This is a genomic window from Leuconostoc sp. XM4 (genome assembly GCF_055698815.1).
Genome location: NZ_CP134507.1, coordinates 1,522,367 through 1,543,200 on the forward strand (window position 1 = coordinate 1,522,367; position 20,834 = coordinate 1,543,200).

The 20,834-nt window shown below is 35.6% G+C and carries 17 protein-coding genes and 2 riboswitches; of the genes, 4 read left to right on the plus strand and 13 right to left on the minus strand.

All coding sequences use genetic code 11. From position 1 onward, the window contains the following. Positions 1-50: 50 nt before the first annotated feature. The 5 genes from RHP64_RS07670 to RHP64_RS07690 form a co-directional block, all read right to left on the minus strand. A complete protein-coding gene (locus RHP64_RS07670; RefSeq protein ID WP_242826886.1) occupies positions 51-1,241 on the minus strand; it encodes a class C sortase in 1,191 nt (396 codons plus the stop codon). After that, positions 1,198-2,385 (minus strand): class C sortase, encoded by a 1,188-nt coding sequence (locus tag RHP64_RS07675; RefSeq protein ID WP_025268339.1) that lies wholly within the window; start codon positions 2,383-2,385, stop codon positions 1,198-1,200. The genes RHP64_RS07670 and RHP64_RS07675 overlap by 44 nt, the downstream gene beginning before the upstream one ends. A 138-nt stretch (positions 2,386-2,523) precedes the next feature. Continuing rightward, complete coding sequence (locus tag RHP64_RS07680; protein ID WP_025268340.1) at positions 2,524-4,041, minus strand: SpaH/EbpB family LPXTG-anchored major pilin; 1,518 nt, start codon at positions 4,039-4,041, stop codon at positions 2,524-2,526. Beyond that, on the minus strand, positions 4,031-5,155 hold the full coding sequence (locus tag RHP64_RS07685; RefSeq protein ID WP_025268341.1) for a pilin N-terminal domain-containing protein: 1,125 nt from the start codon (positions 5,153-5,155) through the stop codon (positions 4,031-4,033). Before RHP64_RS07685 ends, RHP64_RS07680 begins: the two co-directional genes overlap by 11 nt. Next, the gene (locus RHP64_RS07690; RefSeq protein WP_025268342.1) at positions 5,152-7,872 is read right to left on the minus strand and encodes a SpaA isopeptide-forming pilin-related protein; all 2,721 of its coding nucleotides are present in this window, start codon (positions 7,870-7,872) and stop codon (positions 5,152-5,154) included. Before RHP64_RS07690 ends, RHP64_RS07685 begins: the two co-directional genes overlap by 4 nt. A gap of 466 nt (positions 7,873-8,338) precedes the next feature. Between RHP64_RS07690 and RHP64_RS07695 the strand changes: the two genes are divergently transcribed. Beyond that, complete coding sequence (locus RHP64_RS07695) at positions 8,339-9,451, plus strand: helix-turn-helix domain-containing protein (RefSeq protein WP_025268343.1); 1,113 nt, start codon at positions 8,339-8,341, stop codon at positions 9,449-9,451. 79 nt (positions 9,452-9,530) lie between these two features. Here RHP64_RS07695 and nrdG read toward each other — a convergent pair whose 3' ends face one another. Next, positions 9,531-10,112 (minus strand): anaerobic ribonucleoside-triphosphate reductase activating protein, encoded by a 582-nt coding sequence (gene nrdG, locus RHP64_RS07700; protein WP_002815265.1) that lies wholly within the window; start codon positions 10,110-10,112, stop codon positions 9,531-9,533. Continuing rightward, a complete protein-coding gene (gene nrdD, locus RHP64_RS07705) occupies positions 10,048-12,258 on the minus strand; it encodes an anaerobic ribonucleoside-triphosphate reductase (RefSeq protein ID WP_025268344.1) in 2,211 nt (736 codons plus the stop codon). The genes nrdG and nrdD overlap by 65 nt, the downstream gene beginning before the upstream one ends. 294 nt (positions 12,259-12,552) lie before the next feature. Here nrdD and RHP64_RS07710 point away from each other — a divergent pair, with 294 nt between their 5' ends. Together RHP64_RS07710 and nadE are read left to right on the plus strand one after the other, a co-directional pair. Beyond that, on the plus strand, positions 12,553-13,995 hold the full coding sequence (locus RHP64_RS07710) for a nicotinate phosphoribosyltransferase (protein ID WP_011680206.1): 1,443 nt from the start codon (positions 12,553-12,555) through the stop codon (positions 13,993-13,995). Then, on the plus strand, positions 13,992-14,813 hold the full coding sequence (nadE, locus tag RHP64_RS07715; RefSeq protein WP_025268345.1) for an ammonia-dependent NAD(+) synthetase: 822 nt from the start codon (positions 13,992-13,994) through the stop codon (positions 14,811-14,813). The genes RHP64_RS07710 and nadE overlap by 4 nt, the downstream gene beginning before the upstream one ends. 93 nt (positions 14,814-14,906) lie before the next feature. On the opposite strand, the gene RHP64_RS07720 is transcribed toward nadE, so the two are convergent. The 4 genes from RHP64_RS07720 to RHP64_RS07735 are packed head-to-tail and all read right to left on the minus strand — an operon-like array spanning position 14,907 to position 18,120. After that, positions 14,907-15,431 (minus strand): YiiX/YebB-like N1pC/P60 family cysteine hydrolase, encoded by a 525-nt coding sequence (locus RHP64_RS07720; RefSeq protein WP_051394933.1) that lies wholly within the window; start codon positions 15,429-15,431, stop codon positions 14,907-14,909. A gap of 16 nt (positions 15,432-15,447) precedes the next feature. Beyond that, complete coding sequence (locus tag RHP64_RS07725; RefSeq protein ID WP_011680209.1) at positions 15,448-16,116, minus strand: energy-coupling factor transporter transmembrane component T family protein; 669 nt, start codon at positions 16,114-16,116, stop codon at positions 15,448-15,450. Continuing rightward, positions 16,113-17,516: an ATP-binding cassette domain-containing protein gene (locus tag RHP64_RS07730; RefSeq protein ID WP_050895272.1), complete on the minus strand. Its 1,404-nt coding sequence runs from the start codon at positions 17,514-17,516 to the stop codon at positions 16,113-16,115. Before RHP64_RS07730 ends, RHP64_RS07725 begins: the two co-directional genes overlap by 4 nt. A 13-nt stretch (positions 17,517-17,529) precedes the next feature. Continuing rightward, complete coding sequence (locus RHP64_RS07735) at positions 17,530-18,120, minus strand: ECF transporter S component (RefSeq protein WP_462785009.1); 591 nt, start codon at positions 18,118-18,120, stop codon at positions 17,530-17,532. Positions 18,121-18,242: 122 nt separating this feature from the next. Continuing rightward, positions 18,243-18,332: riboswitch (TPP riboswitch) on the minus strand. 132 nt (positions 18,333-18,464) lie between these two features. Next, positions 18,465-18,567: riboswitch (TPP riboswitch) on the plus strand. Positions 18,568-18,640: 73 nt separating this feature from the next. Between RHP64_RS07735 and tenA the strand changes: the two genes are divergently transcribed. Continuing rightward, positions 18,641-19,345, plus strand: a complete 705-nt coding sequence (gene tenA, locus RHP64_RS07740; protein ID WP_025268350.1) for a thiaminase II — start codon at positions 18,641-18,643, stop codon at positions 19,343-19,345. Between the two features lie 87 nt (positions 19,346-19,432). On the opposite strand, the gene hisC is transcribed toward tenA, so the two are convergent. Both hisC and hisE read right to left on the minus strand, forming a co-directional pair. Beyond that, entirely contained in the window at positions 19,433-20,506 is a 1,074-nt protein-coding gene (gene hisC / locus RHP64_RS07745; RefSeq protein WP_025268351.1) for a histidinol-phosphate transaminase, read from the minus strand. After that, positions 20,490-20,834 carry a phosphoribosyl-ATP diphosphatase gene (hisE, locus tag RHP64_RS07750; RefSeq protein WP_011680214.1) on the minus strand — a complete coding sequence of 115 codons (345 nt, stop codon included), beginning with the start codon at positions 20,832-20,834 and terminating at the stop codon, positions 20,490-20,492. Before hisE ends, hisC begins: the two co-directional genes overlap by 17 nt.

The following is a 20,834-nucleotide window of genomic DNA, read 5'->3' on the forward strand; positions in this document are numbered from 1 at the left end:
AGAATTGGTAAGATTAAATCGAAATATATTTACTTTTTTGAGTTCATACATTATCTAATAATCCACAGTTTATTGTTATCCGAATGGAAAAAAGGTTTTGACTTTTTAGTTGGATAAAAGGTCATATTCTTATCCTTTAGCTTTTTTACACCAGCAATAACCCCGCTATTTTTGTTAGTTGTAGCCTCTTTAACATAGTAGAGTCTGCCTGGAATATCATCAAATGTAACAAGCCCTTCATCATTTGAATGGCGAATTAATGATTCTCCATCTCTTTTTAAAGCAACTTTTTTATTCTTAGAAAACAATTGAAAGGCAACAGATGAAACGGGATTACCATCAGCATCTAAACGATAAAATGATAAATCAAACTTTTTCTTAGCTAATTTGATACGTATGATGCGCTTATACAAGAAAAGAAATTGCAATGCAATTAATAAAATGATGCCAACAATAATAAGAGCTTGCTTGATATTGTTAAACTTATCAGCATTTTCAATATTTTTTGCCATATTTTTATTATAAGGAACTCGATATCCTGTCACCAACAAACGATGTGAATTGACCATATAAGGTGTGCAGGTTATTAGCGTTACCAAGTCTTTATCAGGTTCAACTTGCAGCCCTTGGTAATCTTCAGGTTTGACAACTTCAATTTTAAAAACTTTATAGGCTAATTTTTTATGAAATACCGTTAATACAAAAGTATCGTTTTTCTTAACATGATTTAAGTTCGTAAATAACATTCGTGAAGCTAAGCCACGGTGCGCCGAAATAACACTATGCGTGCCTTTCCCACCCAGAGGAAAAGATGTTCCTTGTAAGACGGTTGCGCCATAGTTAAGTGTTTCTTCATTTGTCGTATCAAAAAGCGGAATATGCACATTAATTTTAGAAATACTAATTGTACCAATTAAATGCTTCTTCAATACCACATGCTCTTTGTAAGTGGAACCAGAAAATGGGTCACTCCCAGGTTGAATGCCATCTTTTCTTAACTGTGCATTTTTCTGTTGCATACGTGTTTCTTTTGCTGATATATCTTGATTAGTTTCCTTTTGAATTGTCTTGATTCGTTGCTGGTCAATAAAATGATTCAATGCACCGACATAAAAAGGATACAACGCTACTAAAAATCCTATAAGAAAAATAATATTTAAAAATATATTTTGTTTATTCTTTTTTTTACTGGTTTGCTTAGTCATTTGTTGCATCACCTTCTGTTTGAATTTGGTAACCATTTTTAACTACTTTTTTTATATAGAATTTTTTATCCTTTAAATGTTTAACTATCGCTTTAAAAGGTTTGAGGTTCATGTTTGGATTCATCGGAACTATTTTATACCTGCCACCATTAATTTCACCAAACGATACATAGCCTCTTGAGTCACTCGTAGACTCACATAACTCACCTTGGTCATTTAATATTCTTTTACCAAAATAATCTACTACAGTGAATTTATAACCAGAAATGAGACGTCCATTATTATAAACAAAAAATGATAACTGATAATTTCTTTTATGTGACAATAGTTCAATAAGCTCACGTTTGATGATATAAAAAATTAAAGCCATAAAAATAAGAATCAGTGCTGTCAGACAAAACAAATATTTTCCTTGATATGATACTGCCTTTTTTTCTTGTTTATCAAATGAACCTTTATCCAACGGCACCCTTTTCCCAGTAACTAACAATCGATGTGTGTTTACCATATAGGGTGTACATGTGACCAACGTTGCCAAATCTTGGTTATTTTGTATTGTGATATCACTTAGATCTGTTGGTAAAACTACTTTGATTCGAATAACTTGATAAACTAAACGTTTCCCATACACTTTCAAAAAAAACTTATCGCCTTTTTTTAATTCGTGCAGATGAGTAAATAATTCTTGATTAGGCAAACCACTGTGCCCCATCAAAACGGTATGCGTACTTTTGCCACCAACAGGATAAGAACTGCCAGGTAATAATGTAATTCCTTTATACAAAAGGCTGTCAGTCGTTGTATCAAACACCGGTAAACTCAGAGATATTTTAGGAATGAATATACTTCCTAACGAGTGCTTTTGATAGTACTCTCTACTCTCCTTGGGTACATTTTCCAGCGTTTGCCCCAAGATATTCTTGACAGGTGATATACCAAGTTGTTGATTTTCTTTTGACTTTTGTTTGTTTTTTTTGATTAATTTTTCGAGTTTCTTGGCACTGGCTTTCTGATTGCTTTGATTTAGTTGATTCACAGCATTTAATTCTTTTTGGGCCACATAATTATTCACGCCATTAGCAATAAAAGGATACATGAACACCAAAAAACCAATGAAAAACATTAATGCAATGAACAGTTTCAGAAAAATATTAGCGTTGTTTTGTTTTTGTTCTGCCATCGTTCTAGTTATCCTTTGAAACCACGGCTCATAATATCAATGAAAACCATTATTCCAAAGAATTATGAACATAGTATTCATTTTTATAAAAAAAGTGCTTACCACGAACATGGTTTGCACTTTAGTTTTCAAATATGATTAAATATTTTGGTTCTTTTTATTACGCTTATTCCAAACATATGCGCCACTCATCAAAAGTGCACCTGCAATCAAGAACAAGTAGATACCAGAACCACCAGTTGATGGTAAGATACCCTTCTTAATGTTTGTCACAGTGATTGTTTGATTGTCAGCATAGCTTCCTTTAGTAACTGTAAACTTAACAGGAGCTGTCAAAAGCGCATAACCAGCTGGAGACTTTGTTTCAACAAGTGCATAGCTTTGACCATCAGCCAACTTGTTTGAATATTCAAGACCCTTTAATTCAACTGATCCTTGATCATTTGATGTATATGTTGTCGCTGAGTCATTATTTGATGCCCATGTGTATGAACCATCAGTTGCTTGCGTTGCGTAGGCAACTTTGTCACCATTAGCATTTAACTTAACCAACTGGAACTCTGCACCAGCAAGCTTTGCAGCACTTTGCTTGTCTTGCTTAACAAATTTCACACCACCAGTGTAAATTTCAGGTCCTGTTACTGATGATTCTGGATCATTACCAATTTTAACAGTCGCAGTGTTGTTTAATGCTTTGTCAGGAACAGCAGCATTAGTCAAGGTAGCATCATAAGTAACTGTTAACTTTTTACCGGCAGCAGCCTTAACAGCAGCTGCAGTTGGATTAAATGTTATTTTAAAACCTTTACCATTTTTGTCAGTTGCATCAGTTGCTGAAACTGTATAGTCAGTTCCTTCAGTTAATCCTGCAACCTTTACCGTAGTAGCATCATCATCAATACCTAAGTTGGGCGTATCAACTACATTAAATGTATCTTTATCCGCAATGTTCCATGGTACTGCTATTTGCAATTGATAACCAAATTTTTGACCATAAGTGGCATTATAAACCTTTGATCCATCAGGCAATGTCACAATCAAATCTTTTTTACTTTCGTCACTTAAATCTTTTGTAATAGCATCAGTTTGTTCGTTCTTGGGATAAACGTGAACATCAGAATTAATTTCTGAGTCTGACCCTGACTTATAAACAGGTAAAGCTAACACAATTGGAGCAGCTTTTTGTGTAATATTTGTTGGTGAATTTGTTTCAACAAACAAGTAAACCTTGTCTTTATCGCCGTCCTTAGACTTCAAATTTGAAAAAGTTACTGTGCCATCGGCTCCAGCTGTTACACCTTCTGCAACTTTTGTGGCGTAACTTGGTGCAGCATCAGCGGCATCAGATTGAACCTCTTGGGATGCTTTTTCAGCAGTGTCACCACTAGAACGTAAGTTCAAATAATGGTCAGTTACATCATAAGCTGTAAAAGTAACACCTGCTAATGGCGTTCCACCAAAATTATTATCTACTTCACCTGTATTGGTCTTACTATCCGGTACTTGTCCTTCATCAAAGACCCTTTTATGCAATGTAACATTAACACTATCTGTTGTGTCCGCAGATACATTAGTAATACCAAACAAGGCTGATACTAAAAGAGGAAGTACGAGTAAAATCGCATTAGCCATTTGTGACCATGATTTACTTTTCATTTTTAAAACTCCTTTTTAATTGTAATTTCTTCTTATAAATTTTTATCAATATTACCAATAAAATAATCAACAAACCGACTAAAGAAATTGAACCAATTGCTATTCCTGTTTCTGGTAAGAATGGCAAGCTAAACGGTGGTTTCTTAGTGGGTTGCTTTTTTTGGTAATTCAAAACTCTCGGACTTGCATTTTGATACACGTCATTAGGTATCACACCCGCAGCTATTTTAGACAACGGCTCGCCATTAACAGTAATTGGCGGTACATTAGCTAAGCTAGTGACTGCTGGGATATTAACACTAATGTGTTTTGCCTGAGAAGATATTTCAAAGTTCTTTAATGTTTGAACCTCTTGAAAATAATATTGACCCGTGGGTAGCTTACTATTATTCAAAGCAACTAAACCGGTATCATCAGATACGACTTTTTTTACTTCTTTTTCATGTAATGGGTCATCAGTGGTTTTCCAACTATTGTCATCAGTCAGGTATTTTTTTTGGTTGTCAACTGTTTTATACAACACAAATTTGACACCTGCTAATGGTAATTCTTTATGATCAAGCGTTTTTCCATATTTAAAAAAATATGGTATGCGTGTCACAATAGCAGATTTGGTCTCAATTTCAAGCTTGTTTTTATCCATATCTTGATTTCTTAGCGAAAATGCGACTGGATCACTAACCTGCTCATAGGATAAACCATCACTTTCAAGTTGGCTACTTTTTTGTTGCACAATAAGATAAGCTTTTCCATATTCTTTTGAAACATGAAATGTTGCTTGTCCATTGGCATCAGTAGTTTTAGTATCCATCAAACGAATATGATTGTCTTGAATATAATTTTGAATACCCTGATTTTGAGATTTCAAATCTTCAAAATAATTTTCATCATTTTCATGCTTCTGGTAATCAGCCGTCAAATCATACAATTGAAATGTTACGTTACTGCCAGGAGTATAGGATACTGGATTTGATTCATACACACTCAACTGATGATGCAATTCTATCGTAAATTGGTTATCAGTATCGGCTAAAACCTTTAAATTGTCTTGTTGCAAGCTAAGCAACCCAAATGAAATACAGGTAATGATAAACACAATCATTTTTTTAATCATGATCGGTTCCCCCTCTTTATTCGGAAAATATAATAACCGCTAGCACCCAAGGCAATTAATATAAAGGCACCAGCTATCAACATGTAGCGCACAATACCAGTGCCACCTGTAGATGGAAAAACAGTTTTATTTGAATTGTTGACCGTTAGGCTAATCTGATTGTTACCTGCATCATTTTGTAAAGTTGATTTCCAATCGCCATTATTGTTAGTTACCTTAACACTGCCATCATCAGAAATTATTATTGTGACATCTTTACTAGCAATGTATCCATCAGGAGCTTTTGATTCTTTCAAAGTATATGTTCCTGATGAAAGATTTTCAAAAGTGAAAGTCGACGTTGGATCGGTTTCTTTGTAAACTGATGTTTTGCCATCAGAGTCAGTTAATGTGAATTTAGCACCTTTTAGCGCATTTCCAGTTGTTTTGTCAACTTTATTAACTGTCAGATTAAACTTCTTGAAAGTATCATTTTTGACAAATCTAACAACATTATTCTTATCAGTATTGTTTGATTTGTCAGTAGCAATAGAAAAACCATCTTTATAGCCGTTGCCATCCGTGGTTGGTGATTTCACATTAATACCTTGACCGCTACTTGACCATTTTCCATCTTGCGATAGTGTTATTGGATAAACCGTAGAATCAAGTTGATACCCAGATGGACTCTTAGTTTCTTGAATGGTGTAATCCCCTGGTGTCAGTTGCTGTAGCTGATTATCTTTTAATGTATAGGACTGCTTTCCATCCGTTGATTTAACAATAAATTCAGCACCAGTGAGTTTATTTTTCGAGTTACTTGCATACTTATCAATAATCAAACCATATTGTGTATTTGTTATCGTTGACTCATTTGTTTTGTTAGTAATGCTTGAAACGTAACCATCCGTACTTTCGTTTAGCACCTGATAATTGAACGTTCCACCTTTGTTATCATAAGCTGGTAACGAAACCGATTGATTATTTCTATTCAACTGTTTGAAAGTTTTAGACCAATTATCCGATTTACTCAAAGTACCAGTCGCCCGCCAATCGTTTGATTGGTTGTTCGTAGTTCGCGTTACTTCAAAATTAATACTATCTGGTCGCTTCGATGAATCTGTCAACTCTTGCCATTGTTTGATAACCTTTAGCACCGTTCCAGGTGCTTTCGCAGAAGGAACACCAAATTCTACAGCGTTACTATCCTTTGTCGGTGTAAATGTTGTTTTGCCATTCATCTGATACCAGTAATCCGGTTTAAAATTATCTGATTCAGTATTTAAATGCACCTGATAATGTATTTGAATTTCTTGATCTTTCCCCAGATTAATATTACTTACAGAGATACTTCCGTTTGATTTGGTAACTGTTGGTAAATTCTGAACAACACTACTTCCTACACTCTTAACCGTCGGCGTGTCATCTCCGTAAATAAATTGAGAACCTAACGGATCTGAAATACTGCCTTGGTTGACCGTGTTGAATTGACTTAGGACTGTTTGTGCCTGATCATAAAGATATTTTTGTACCCCTACTGCATCATTTGCGTCTTGATAGTGAGACGGGGAAACAAGAAGATTCATCCGTGCTCGAATCTCACTCTTACTAAGATAAACATTATTTCCTTGATAATAATCATCAGCTAGCTGAATTCCTAAAGCATGAATTTCTGTACCTATTTTTTTTGAGATAGCTGCTTCTCCTAATGTTCCTGACCATGTATCTTTAATTGGCAGTCCATCTACGTTATAATAAAAATTTACGCCATCAGATATGTATTTTTGTGTGTAACTATCCCATCTATACTTATTATTATTAAATGCTGAAGTAACCCCTGGGGCGTTATAATTTTTGTAATCAAATGACGTACCAAGAGTCATACCATTAGAAGAAACAGCAGATAAAACTTTGTTTGAATAAGAAGGAACTCCGTCAGTCATCAAGATTAACATTTTCTTATTGTCACTGCTTTGACCGGAAAGCATATTCTGAGCTTGATGTAACCCTAATTGTGTGAACGTACCACCCTTAAAATTAGCTTTGTTCAGCTTATTATTTAAAATATCATTTATATTATCCTGATTATCACTTCGGCTAATTGGCCCAGTAACATAACCTTGTGCATTCATACCAAATTTATCAGGACTGGAAAATCCAACTAAGCCAACATTAACATATTGAGCAAACCCAGAATTCTTTATTTGTTTGAAAAAATCGCTAATACCATTTTTAACCGCTGTTATTCTATCTGTACCACCATTACTTTCTGGATTCATTGATCCAGACATATCAACCACTAACACAATGTCAATCGGCTTGTAAACTTTTAATTTATTGCCTTTAGCATTCAAGTAGACATCGTATAACCCAGGTGTGGACGTTTCTTTAGCATACTTACGAATTTGGTAATCTGGGTTACTAGTGTCAGTACCAAATTTCAAATATGATTTTGATGTATCAGATGAATCCCCATTCCAACTGCTATTCTTGTCCCAGCCATTACTAGCATCTCCACCTTGATGATTTATTACCGTATTTTGACCTGGAATAGTCCACGAATTAGTGGGAAATACGCCTGTACTATTACTCGTATACTGTGGCGTAATATCACTCGCAGCAGATACTGTAGTTAGTGGAATCATCAGCGCATTTGCTACTAATGTTGACAATATCAACAAAATTCCAAAGACACGCAGAAATAAGCCGTTCACAATCTTGTGAATGTTATTTTTCATATTTCTCCCTTCTAAGAACTCTTCAGCGTTCTTGTTTTAAAAATCATCACTTCTCTCACAAAGTGTTAAAATTGCTAGTTTGTATTGAGAACCGCAATTTTAAAAATACAAACTCTTTTTGATAAAAGTTTAGTACAGGCTAAAATATATTATGACTTTCACCAATTACAGAATCTGTAACTATGTGATGTACTTCTCTATTTTTATCCACCTTTCTCTACAAATTACATGTGATTATTCTCTCGAAATTAAGCTATATGATCACAAGTACTTCATATTATGTATGAATCCTTTTGCAATTTCATGATAAAAAAAGGTAGTTTATATCAAAAAAAGATATTTTGCTTCCTGATGTTATATTTATTACTCAATAGTTTTTATACAATTATGAATAAACATATTTTATAAAGAGAGAACAAATGTTAATAACACGTTTAGTGATTAAATGTAATTTCCGGGAGAAGTAATGAAAGATATTAAAAAGTTAGCAAACATTTTAAATGCTGATGTTATTTTGATTGACATTGCCACAAAACAAGTAAATTACTTAGATGAATCTACTGATAATTCCAATAAAAATGTTGTGAATTTATTAATTGATAATATTGAGCTGCTCACAAATCACATTTATCAATCTCTAGACTATAATTCTGGTCATATTTTAACTTGCCATGTCAATGAAGAAAGCATCGTTTGCTTCTCTTTTAAATACGACGATCCACTATCAACGAGTAGTGAGTTAATGATGTTACATTCCCTTTCAAATCTAAAATCCATTTCTCAAATCATCTATACTTTATATAATTCTAACGATGCGCCAGAAGAAGAAGTCCACATTACAAAGTTTTCAGATAAACTCCACATCAAAAAAGAAAGCAGCGAATCCTTTGATCCAAAAACTTTTTTTAATGCAGAAACTGATATTATCAAATCAATTGTTTATTCACGTAAAGCCAGTTTAATCTCAGCACTTGAAAAGTTGTCACGTTTAAAAATAATTGGTGAACGTTTTGCCTCCAACAACATGATTAGAGGCGAAAAAGATACGCTTATTTCCTATGTCTCAATTTTAAACCGAGCGATTATCCAGTGGGGGTACCCTGTCGAGTCAGCATTTCAATTGCATAATGAGCTTGTTCAAGAAATTGAACTATCTCCTCAGTTCCTGAATTTTTTTCAAGTTATTAGAGAAATTACTTGGCATTATTTTAAAATTGTACAAAACCATAGGGTTCACAATTTTTTACCACTCCACCAAAGAATTAAACAATATATAAAAGAGCATATTAGCGAAAACATTACACTCGATGACATTGCTACCGCACTGAATGCTTCGAAAAAGACATTGAATCCAGCGTTCAAAAAAGAGTATAAAATAACGATCACTCAATTCATTAGGCAAACCAAAATAGATACGGCAAAAGAATTGTTGATTGCTTCGAATCTCACATTACTGGAGATTTCAAATTTACTATCTTTTTCAACCGCAAGCTATTTTGTCAAAACTTTCAAAGAGATAACCGGAATAACTCCTAATCATTTTCGCCAACATTTTTTTGATGAAGAACTTCATTTGTAAATATTAATCAATAAAAAAATGTGTACACTCGTTTTATAAAAACGAGTGTACACATTTTCCAAAAATTACTATTAATAAATCATCGTACTAACTTATCCCAAATGACAACTTCATTTTGTGCCAACGATTTAGGTACATCAATAATTCTTTGATTAGCGCTACCTCTAAACTGTAATGTTAAATCCTTTTCTTCTTCCAAGAAGCGACCATCCACCAGAATATCTAGTAAGGATAATAACCGCATCTTATCATAGGTCTCTTGTTCCAGCTCTTCCCATGTATAACCAGTCCACGACCAAATATCTTTCGAATGGCCAAATTCTTTCCGAATCCGACGGCAGAGCTGTAGACATACATCTGTATTTAAGAATGGTTCCCCACCTAACAGCGTCAGCCCTTGGACATAGTCCTGACTCAAATCTTCAATAATTTGGTCTTCTAGTTCTTGTGTATAGGGCTGTCCAAAATGAAAGTTTTGCGCGGCAACATTGTAGCAGCCGGGACATAAAAACAGACAACCACTCACATATAGACTGCAACGAACCCCCTCGCCATCAACAAAATTGAAGGCTTTATAGTCAGCTACATAATTTTGACTATACTTTTGCGCGGTCCATTCTTTGGGCATCGGATTGTTTGGTTTTCGCAAAGGTCGCGACATTTTCAATCATCTCCTTAGTTAAATTCTTTTGACGTGAAATTATTTCAACATGTCGGCCATGAACCATTGGTCGTTGCTGAGGATTTCCTAGATAGCCACACGTTCTTTTGACCACATCACACAATTCAGGATCATGGTTACCACACTCAGGACACATAAAGCCACGCGCTGTTGATTTGAATTCACCCGCAAAGCCACACTTGAAACACTTGTCGATGCACGTGTTGGTTCCTAAATAGCCAACGTGATCGTAGGCCCAATTCCATACAGCTTCTAATGCTTGAGGATTTTGTTTTAAGTTAGGATATTCACAATAGTGGATAAAACCACCCGACGCATATTTTGGGAACGTCTCTTCAAATGCTATTTTTTCAAATGGTGTTGGATGCTTTCTAACATCGTAGTGGAAACTATTGGTATAGTACTGCTTATCAGTAATATCAGGAACAGCCCCAAATTTTTCTTGGTCAAGATGGCAAAATGTATCGGTCAAAGATTCGGCTGGTGTCGAATACAAACTATAGTGATAACCACTCTCTGCTGCCCATTCTTGACAATAATCATGCATTCTTTTAACAACTGCTTCAGCAAATTGATGTGCTTCAGGATTCTTTTCCCAATCTGGACCAAAGAATGCAATGCATGTTTCATAAACGCCCACATATCCTAATGAAATCGTAGCGCGACCGTTTTTAAACACTTCATCAACACTATCGGTGGCCTTCAATCTTTTGCCAAAAGCACCATACATATACAGTAATGGTGCATTTTCTGGTACAGCTTCTTTGGTACGTTCAATCCGGTAAGCTAGCGCATCATGACATAGCGCCATTTTCTCATCAAAAATCTTCCAGAACAGATTAATATCACCCTTAGCAAACAGGGAAATACGTGGCAAGTTAACTGAAACAACACCCAAATTCATACGTCCAGAATTAACTTCAACGCCTGTTTCATCTTCCCAGCCTTGTAAGAATGAACGACAACCCATCGGTGTTTTGAAACTACCTGTCAATTCAACAATTTTGTCGTACATTAATAAATCAGGATACATACGTTTGGTTGAACATTCCAAAGCTAATTGCTTAATATCATAGTTTGGATCTTCTTGACTAAAATTCAGCCCTTTTTTCAAAGTAAAAATTAATTTTGGGAAAATGGCCGTGCGCCGCTCTTTCCCTAGTCCCTTGATACGAATCTGTAAAATAGCTTTCTGGATTTCCCGTTCTAACCAGCTTGTTCCCAATCCAAAATTAACAGTTGTAAATGGTGTTTGCCCTTGCGACGAGTACAACGTATTGATTTCATACTCCAGTCCTTGCATCGCATCGTAAATGTCCTTGCAAGTCTTCTCTTTGGCATACTCTTCTTGTCGGTCAGCATCAATCCATTTTTTGGCGTCAACAAGGTGCTTGTCATAGTTCATTTGTGCGTAAGGCGCAAGTAACTGATCAATCCGATTAGCTGAACAACCACCATATTGTGAAGATGCAACATTAGCAATGATTTGGGCCATCTGCGCAGTGGCAGTTTGAATAGAATGTGGTGAATCTACCCACGCATTTCCAATTTTATAGCCGTTTGTTAGCAAGTTTTCAAAATCAATCAAACAACAATTGGTAGCTGGTGTGACTGGTGAATAATCCAAATCGTGCCAATGAATATCTCCACGTAAATGTGCTTTGGCTACCAAAGGTGGCAGCATTTGTAATCCTAATGCACGACTTGCTGCTCCCGCTTCCAAATCACGTTGCGTATTGAATACGCGACTATCCTTATTGGCATTTTCATGAACGACACTCTCATCTTGTGCAAAAAGTTTCTCTATGCGTTTTTGAACATTTGAAGCATCGGAAAATTTTTGTTGATCAGCTACGTAGTATGAATTGTAAGCATCCACAGCATCCAGCTGTTCATATTTTTTAAGTAAGGAAACCAATAAATTACGAATTTCTATTGCTGTGATACTCGCTTGGTTCGCCAACATTTGATATAAATCACGATTGATATCGTTGATAATATTTTCTGATAAATTGAGTTTTTCTAAAATAAAATTAATTTTATAGGCATAGAATTGTGTCCCCTCACCACTATGCTTGATTACTGTTAAATCAGGTAACTTCATAAGTTTAATCGTATTGTTCATTACTAAACTATTTCCTCCAGTGCTATTTTTTAAATTGCTATAACTTAAATACTACAACTATTTTTTCAATAAGAATAGGACAAAAAATGTCCTATTTTCGAATTTAATTCAAAAATCCACTGTTTAATAGCCCTAGAAGAATTAAGCCATTATAAAATTTAATCATCTCGTAAAATTATTACAAGAATTAAATATTTGAGTATCTAACTACAATCAAATTGACATATAATTAATACTTATTAATTTAAGTAACAACTAAAAAATATTGTTATAATGGAAGGAAAGGACTTGAACATGTATTCTGATGACTCACTGGTGCTCCATACGGATGCGTACCAAATTAATATGATTTATACTTACTGGAAACAAGGTATTGATCAAAAACCCGTTGTTTTTGAGGCTTATTTCCGTAAAATGCCTTTCAATAATGGCTATGTTATTTTCAGTGGTTTAGAACGAATTGTCAAAATATTAAATCAACTGAAATTTACTGATGACGATATTGATTATTTACAATCATTAGACCTATACGACACTGAATTTTTAACGTACCTTAAAAACTGGCATTTGACTGCAACAATACGTTCGGCTTATGAGGGTGAAGTGATGTTCAACAATGAACCGCTTTTGCAAGTTGAAGGACCTCTGGTCGATGCTCAATTATTGGAAACCTTACTGCTCAATATTATCAACTTTCAGACATTGATTGCTACTAAAGCAGCTCGTATTGCTAGTGTAACAAATGGTGACCCCCTATTAGAGTTTGGTACACGGCGTGCTCAGGAATTGGACGCTGCGCTTTGGGGTACCCGTGCTGCTTTTATTGGTGGCTTTGATGCTACATCTAATGTTCGTGCAGGAAAACTATTCAATATTCCTATTTCTGGCACACATGCTCATGCGCTTGTTCAAGCTTACCACAACGATTATGATGCTTTTCATGCCTACGCAGCAACACATAAAAATGTTGTTTTTCTAGTAGATACATTTGACACACTAAAATCTGGTGTTCCAAACGCTATCAAAGTAGCCCGTGAGTTTGGAGATAAGATTAATTTTCAAGGGGTTCGAATTGATTCAGGTGACATGGCATACCTTTCTAAAAAAGTTCGTATCATGTTAGATGAAGCAGGATTCACGAATGCCAAAATTTATGCATCAAATGATTTAGACGAAAACACCATTTTAAATCTTAAAATTCAGGGTGCAAAAATTGATGTCTGGGGAATTGGCACAAAATTAATCACAGCATATGATCAACCTGCCTTAGGTGCGGTATACAAGATGGTTAGTATCGACGGCGATGACACAATTAAATTGTCAAACAACGTTGAAAAAATCTCAACCCCTGGAAAAAAGCAAGTTTGGCGAATAACAGATAGTAAAGATGGCAAATCTGAAGGTGATTATTTGACTTTCGATGATGAAAATCCTAGCCAATTGGAAACTTTGCACATGTTTGATCCCAATCATCCTGTTATTTCTAAGAACATTAAAAATTTCGATGCACAACCGATGCTACATGATATTTTTGTTGAGGGTGACCTAATTTATGATTTGCCTGATATTACTACAATTAAAAGCTACGCCAAACATTCGTTAAACGATCTATGGGATGAATACAAACGTATACTGAATCCTGAAACCTATCCTGTTGACTTATCTCAAAAGCTATATGATGCTAAAATGAATTTAATTCATGACATTCGAAACAATATACAGGAGATGACCAAATGAGACCTTTACAATCTAAAATAATTGCTGATCTGCACGTTCAGCCCGTTATTGACCCAAACATTGAAATCAAGCGCTCTGTGAATTTTCTGAAACAATATCTCACTCACAGTGCTTACACCGGTTTAGCTATTGCAGTAAGTGGTGGTCAAGACTCCACACTTGCTGGTAAAATTGGCCAACTTGCTATTGCTGAACTACGAGCAGAAACGAATCAAAAGTTCGAATTTGTTGCGATTAGGCAGCCATACGGTGAACAACAAGATGAAAACGATGCCCAAGATGCACTCAATTTTATCAAACCTGATTTAACAGTAACAACAAATATCAAAGATGCAACCGATGCTCTGGTAGGTTCACTGCGTCTTGGTGGATTAACCGTTGATGACATGAGTCGCGGTTCAATTAAACCAAAAGTACGTATGATTGCCCAGTATGCTGTTGCTCGCGAGCATAATAGTGCCGTTATCGGAACTGATCATGCAGCTGAAGCTGTAGCTGGTTTCTTCACCAAGTATGGTGACGGCGGCACAGACATTAACCCTTTGTGGCGTCTAAATAAACGACAAGGAAGGCAGCTTCTCGAAGCATTACACGCCCCAAAGCATCTATACGACAAAGTACCTACTGCAGATCTTGAGGATGAACGCCCACAGTTGCCTGATGAAGTTGCGCTGGGTGTTAGATACGATGTCATTGACGATTATTTGGAAGGCAAAGATGTTGCAAACACCGATGCCGAACGAATAGAAGAGATGTATCTGACAACGCAACAAAAGCGTCACGAACCAATCACTATTTATGACACTTGGTTCTATTAACTCTAAAATTTGATTGATATGTTCCCCTATAAACACTTAAAAAAGCCACAATATCATTATATATTGTGGCTTTTTAGTATTTACTAATTTAAATTATAAGTCAATTTTTCCAACATAATGTAACTGCGGATCGTGAGACATGTCATTAGGATTTGTTCCCAAAACATTAACTGGCACCGGCTCGTTTAGTTCCTTATAGTAAGCAGCCCAAAAGTCAGAAATTTGTTTTCGCCTGTCTCCAAAAAACATTGGTTGTTCACTAAATTTGACAAAGTCTTCAAAGGCTGTCACTACAAACTGTGAACAATAGAAGCTGTTCGTACCTGGCTGAAAAGAAAAGTTATAGGGTTTACCCAAATGCGTTTTAGCGTTAAAAATAATTCGCTTCGTATTTTTAACATTTGTGCGGTAAACATCAGCACTTTTATTTTTCTCTAAAAAAAGCTGAAGCGATTGTAAACAAACGCCTGAAGCAGCTGTTGCATGAATGACATTTTCTTCGTCGGCTAATATCGCAACATGAACAAAATTTCCCGTTGATTCTGCAATACCCTCATCCAGATCGCTATGTCCATTTTTTACAAAAAGTAAATCTGCTTGTTTTAATTTCATAATCATAGTCTAACACATTTGTTTACCAAAGCTTAATAACAAATAAACAGTACTGAATGAGTAGCATAACGACGCCAATGATTAACCACCCAGAAACTTTTGTTGGAAATAATCGGTGGTAGCTACGGCTTTCACCTTCTTCAAAGCCATGAGAGGTCATAGCCATCGCTAAATTATTTGACCATATTAATGCTTGACTAATGGCTTTAAAATAAAGTTTAGGCGACCAAAAACTCAAGACCTCACCTCGCATCAGCCCCACTGCCCGAATCGTTTTAACTGAATTTATAATTTTGGGAATAAAACTCAATGCACCCAGAATGCCATATACAAAGGTTGCGGACATTTTGACATTTTGTTCAAGAGAACGTAATAATTCGTACAAAACCATAGTCGACATAAATGCCGCACCCATGAATACATAAGCACCTACACGTGTGGTCATTACTAGTGCAAAATGTAATCGTTGTGATTCGTCTCCTGTACCAAAAAAATAAAATGAGGTGAATGATCCGACTGCCGGCAAAATTGATACAATCAATAATCGAGCAAAAGTTTTCAAATGGCTTTTAGTCACTATTAAAATCAAAATACTAACAACAATTAAAAACAGATTGAGATAAACTGATTTTGTGAACGCAATTTCTATCGAAATAAGCAATACTAATAGTAATTTTTGTGTTTCATTCATGAATTAACTACACTTTCATATTTCAAACCATTTTGATCAAAGCGAACATGATAATCAATATATTGAATAATGCCGTGTGTTTGGTGTGAAATCATGATAATACTTTGTTCAAGGTCATTTGACGACTGTTTAATGATTTGCATGACATGTTGAATAGAATTCGTATCCAATCCAGATAATGGCTCATCTAACAGCAAGGTATCGGGTGCAATAATTAACATAATCAGTATTTGTAGCTTTTTTTGTTGGCCACCTGACAATTCGTAAACACTATGCTTTTCAAGACCTATTAAATTTAACTTTTGCATGCACTGGTCAACCTTCTCAGTTGTCCAATAATCAGCGTGATGGCTATGGGCTCTAGCCTGCTCAACTTCTTCAGAAACGGTAATGTTTAAAAATTGGTCAGCTGCATTTTGAAAAACTAAACCAACTTTCCTAGCATATATTTTTTTACGAAGTTTATCGAGTAGCTTCCTTTGATACAACAACGAACCCTCATAATCGTGTAATCTTGCAAAAGTAAGCAGTAAGCTTGATTTTCCAATACCATTGGGTCCAGTAATTAATGTGATTTTATCTTTTGCCCACTCAAAACTGCTATTCTTCAATATGGATTGTTTACCGTTGTTTACCGTCACATGTGCCATGCTAAACACAGACTCATTAAATTCATCATTAGTAACAATACTATCATTTACATCTTGTTTAAAAAAAGGAGACCAAGCTGTAGAATCAACACATGCTATATGTCGATTTTCAATACGATATAAATCTGTTATCAGATTTTCGTATCCACTTGTGTCATGATCTGAAACTAAAATACCATGTCCTTGATCAACTAATTTTTTTAACAATACTTGTAACTCATGTCGATGCTCTGGATCAACGGCCGCAAAAGGTTCATCCAATAAAATAATTTCTGCACCCATCGCTAATGTTTCAGCTAAAGCAACCTTTTGCAATTCTCCACCTGACAAGTATGAAAGTTCTCGGTGTCGCAGTGATTCAATTCCTACCTCTGATAAAGCAGAATTAATTCTCTTATCAATTTCCTCGGTAGTTAAAGATAAATTTTCTAATGAAAAAATCAATTCATCTTCTACGCGATCCATGGCAAATTGTTGATCTGGATGCTGAAATAGCATGGCAACTTTTTTAGCGCGATGGTTCGCTTTGATTTGAGCAATTGACTGATGGTTCAAAGACACTTCCTGTGACAATTCGCCGCCATATTTAGGATATAACCCAGCTAAGGCAGTCATCAAAGTTGATTTGCCACATCCAGATGAACCAACTAATAATATAAATTGTTCTGGTCTAATCTCCAGTGAAATATCTTCTAAGATAATTTCATCGTCAAATTTAATATCTAAATGATTGGCCTTTAATTCCGTCATACTTTTATTGACCTTATCGGTTTGTTTTTAATAATTTAGACTTCTCTAGCAAGTTGACAATCCAGTAAACTAATAGACCAGCAAAAAATGCAATTGAAATCCAGCGAACAATAAACAACCCAACTAGCATACCAAAATCAAATTGTAGATATCCATCGTGGAACAATGACCAGATGAATGTCACGCATGTTCCAGTAAATGTTGACAAAATCAAACCCATTTTCCAGCTTTTATATCCTGTCAAAGTAAAACCAAGCTCTGATCCGATACCTTGAATAAGTCCAGAAATTAGTGTTGCAACACCCCAATAGCCGCCCAACAAGGCTTCTCCAGTGGCGCCAAGCAATTCACCTATTAATCCCGCACCAACACGTTTCAATAAATAACTAGCCAATGGGGCTGCCATCATCCATGGCCCAATAGTGATTGCAATGGTGTATTGGTGTAACCCAAGCGGAACTAAGACTGCATCAAGTGCTGTGTACACTGGATCCATAATAAAATAAATCACACCAAAGGCGATACCAATCAACGCCATTAAAATGACTTCTCGCAAAGACCATTTCCCTTTTGATCCCGCTGTTACTGTTTCTACTTGTTCCATAAACATCTCTCCTCTTGTTTCGAGGCTGTATGTTTCGATAAAATACCTTTTATAGTATAAGTGTCTATACAAAAAGCCACCAACCACAAAAGAATTTAGTGATTGATGGCATCAAAAAGACATCTTAATCTAACTTATTCTTCCTTCGCAGGTATTAACCTGACAGGTTCAATGGGTATTATCTCAACCTTACGGTACCCCAGATAAAATATTAACTTCGTGAATTAGTATAACCCATTCTAATTTTAAATGCAAAGAAATTTTCTAGCCCATTAGCTACACCATAAAACCATTTGCAATTTTAATTTTTCAATGCTATGCTAATCTCATTAAAAAAAATATATGCTGTCCACTAGGGGTGCCTTCTTGGCTGAGATGATATTACTTATCAATCCCTTCGAACCTGATCTAGTCAATACTAGCGTAGGAAAGTGGTATTCTTTTTACAAAAGATACTCTTTTTTGCCTATAGTCAAGAGAGAGTTTTTTTGTTGGACATGTAAAGATTTTAGGAGAAATTATGTTTTCAGAAGAATTGCGCACCCAAGCTGCACCAATTATGACAGCCATTCATGATCACGCATTTGTTCGTGGCATTGCGGACGGTTACGTTCCCCGAGAAGCTTTGATTTTTTACGTTGAACAAGATTTCCAATATCTTAGTGAATTTATCAAAATTTATGCCAATGCCATTACAAAATTAACTGATCGTAATGAAATGAAATTTTTTGCTGATTCAATTGATTTCATTTTAAATAGCGAAATTCATCCCCATCATGTTTTTTGTGACGTTGCCGGCGTCGAATATGAAACATTGCAACACGCCACGCCAACACCTAAAGCATATCTATACGAATCACATATGTATCGTGCGGCTGACACCGGCTCCTTATTAAATATTCTAGCTGCTTTTCAGGCGTGCCCTTGGACCTATAATGAAATTGCAAAAAAACAAGTTCAGGAGAAAGCGAACACAAATGATAACCCATTCAAAAGCTGGATTGATTTTTATGATAATACAGATGATGATTCGGAAGTTTCACTATCTGACAAAATCTTTGAATGGATAGATCGCTTGGCAGAAAATGCAACAACTCAACAACGCCAACAGGCCACACAGTTTTTTCTTAAAAGTTGTGAATTAGAATGGCAGTTCTGGGAACAAGCCTACCACCAAGAAGACTGGCGCTTCAAAGATGTATTAAATCAGGCAAACACTTTGTAAGGCTATTGATGTAAAGAAGTGAAATTTAATAACACAAAAATGTTGCGTCGTTATTTAATGACGCAACATTTTTGTGTATCCGTGAATTTATTTGTTTGTAGCTTTCAAAAAAGCTAATTTTAATTCAGCATTGTCTTCTGGTGTACCTAACGCAATACGAATCCACTCAGGATTAAGTCGATCGTTGACTTGGAAACCTTGTTCTAATAATTTTTGACCAACTTTTTTCGTTTCGCCAACCTTTATCCAAATAAAATTAGCCTGTGATTCATAAAACTTAAACTTATTTTTAGTCAAAAAATCTTGGAACTTTTGGCGCTCTACTTGAAAACGTTGGACATTTTTCTGCAAGTACTCTTGATCTAATACAGCAGCCGTGCCACCAACAATCTGATAGGTTGATAAATTATACGGTAAACGAACTGCTTGCATCGCACTATAAAGGGGATCTTGCATAATGCCATATCCAACACGTAAATTAGCTAGACCGTATGCCTTTGATAAGGTACGTAGCACAACCAAGTTTGTGTACTCAGCTACCAAAGGTGCCACGGTAGCATCAGGTTCATCTACAAAATCATAGTAGGCTTCGTCCACTACTAACGTAATATTTGCTGGCAGCTTGTCCAAAAAGCGCTTAATGGAGCTGGTTGTTTCGAATACCCCTGTTGGATTGTTGGGGTTAGCTATCCATACCATAGCAGTTTTATCATCAATAGCATCTAAAATCGCATCAAAATCAACATGCCCGTTATCAACATTAACGGGTATTTTTTTTGTTGTAGACTGTTCGATTTGTGCATGCATCGCATATTCACCAAATGTCGGATTGGGAATAATAATATTTGATCCTGGTTCCAACACAACACGAGTCAACAGCTCAATCAATTCATCTGCGCCAGCACCAAACACCAAATGTTGTGGGTCAACATGATTTAACTTAGCTACCGCTTCACGTAGTTCTGTCGCTTGTCCATCTGGATAATAACCTAAAATATCATCGGAAACAGCACGTACAGCTTGAGCAACTTTGGGTGATGGACCATACACAGATTCATTGGCTGATAAGCGGGCTAAATGTTGCAATCCATACTTTGCTTTTACAGTTTCTACTGGTAATTCTGCTTGATAAGCTGCTAAAGCTTTAACTGTCTTTTTCATTTTTCTTATCTCCTCGCCAATCAGCGCGTTCATGCAATAATGATTTTTTTCCTAAGCGTGACCCTAATTCATCTTTAATATCATCTAAACTGACACCCTTTTCAACTAATAAGACCATTAAATGAAACAATAAATCTGAAGTTTCATAAATTAGCTCTTCATTATTATTTTTGGCGCCGAGAATTACTTCCGTGCTTTCTTCTCCCACTTTTTTTAGAATTTTATCTAATCCTTTTTGATATAGATAATCAGTATAGGATCCTGTTTGGGGATTTTGTTTGCGCTCAAGTGCTTGTTCATAAAGTTCTTCAATTGTTTGTTGTGGCAT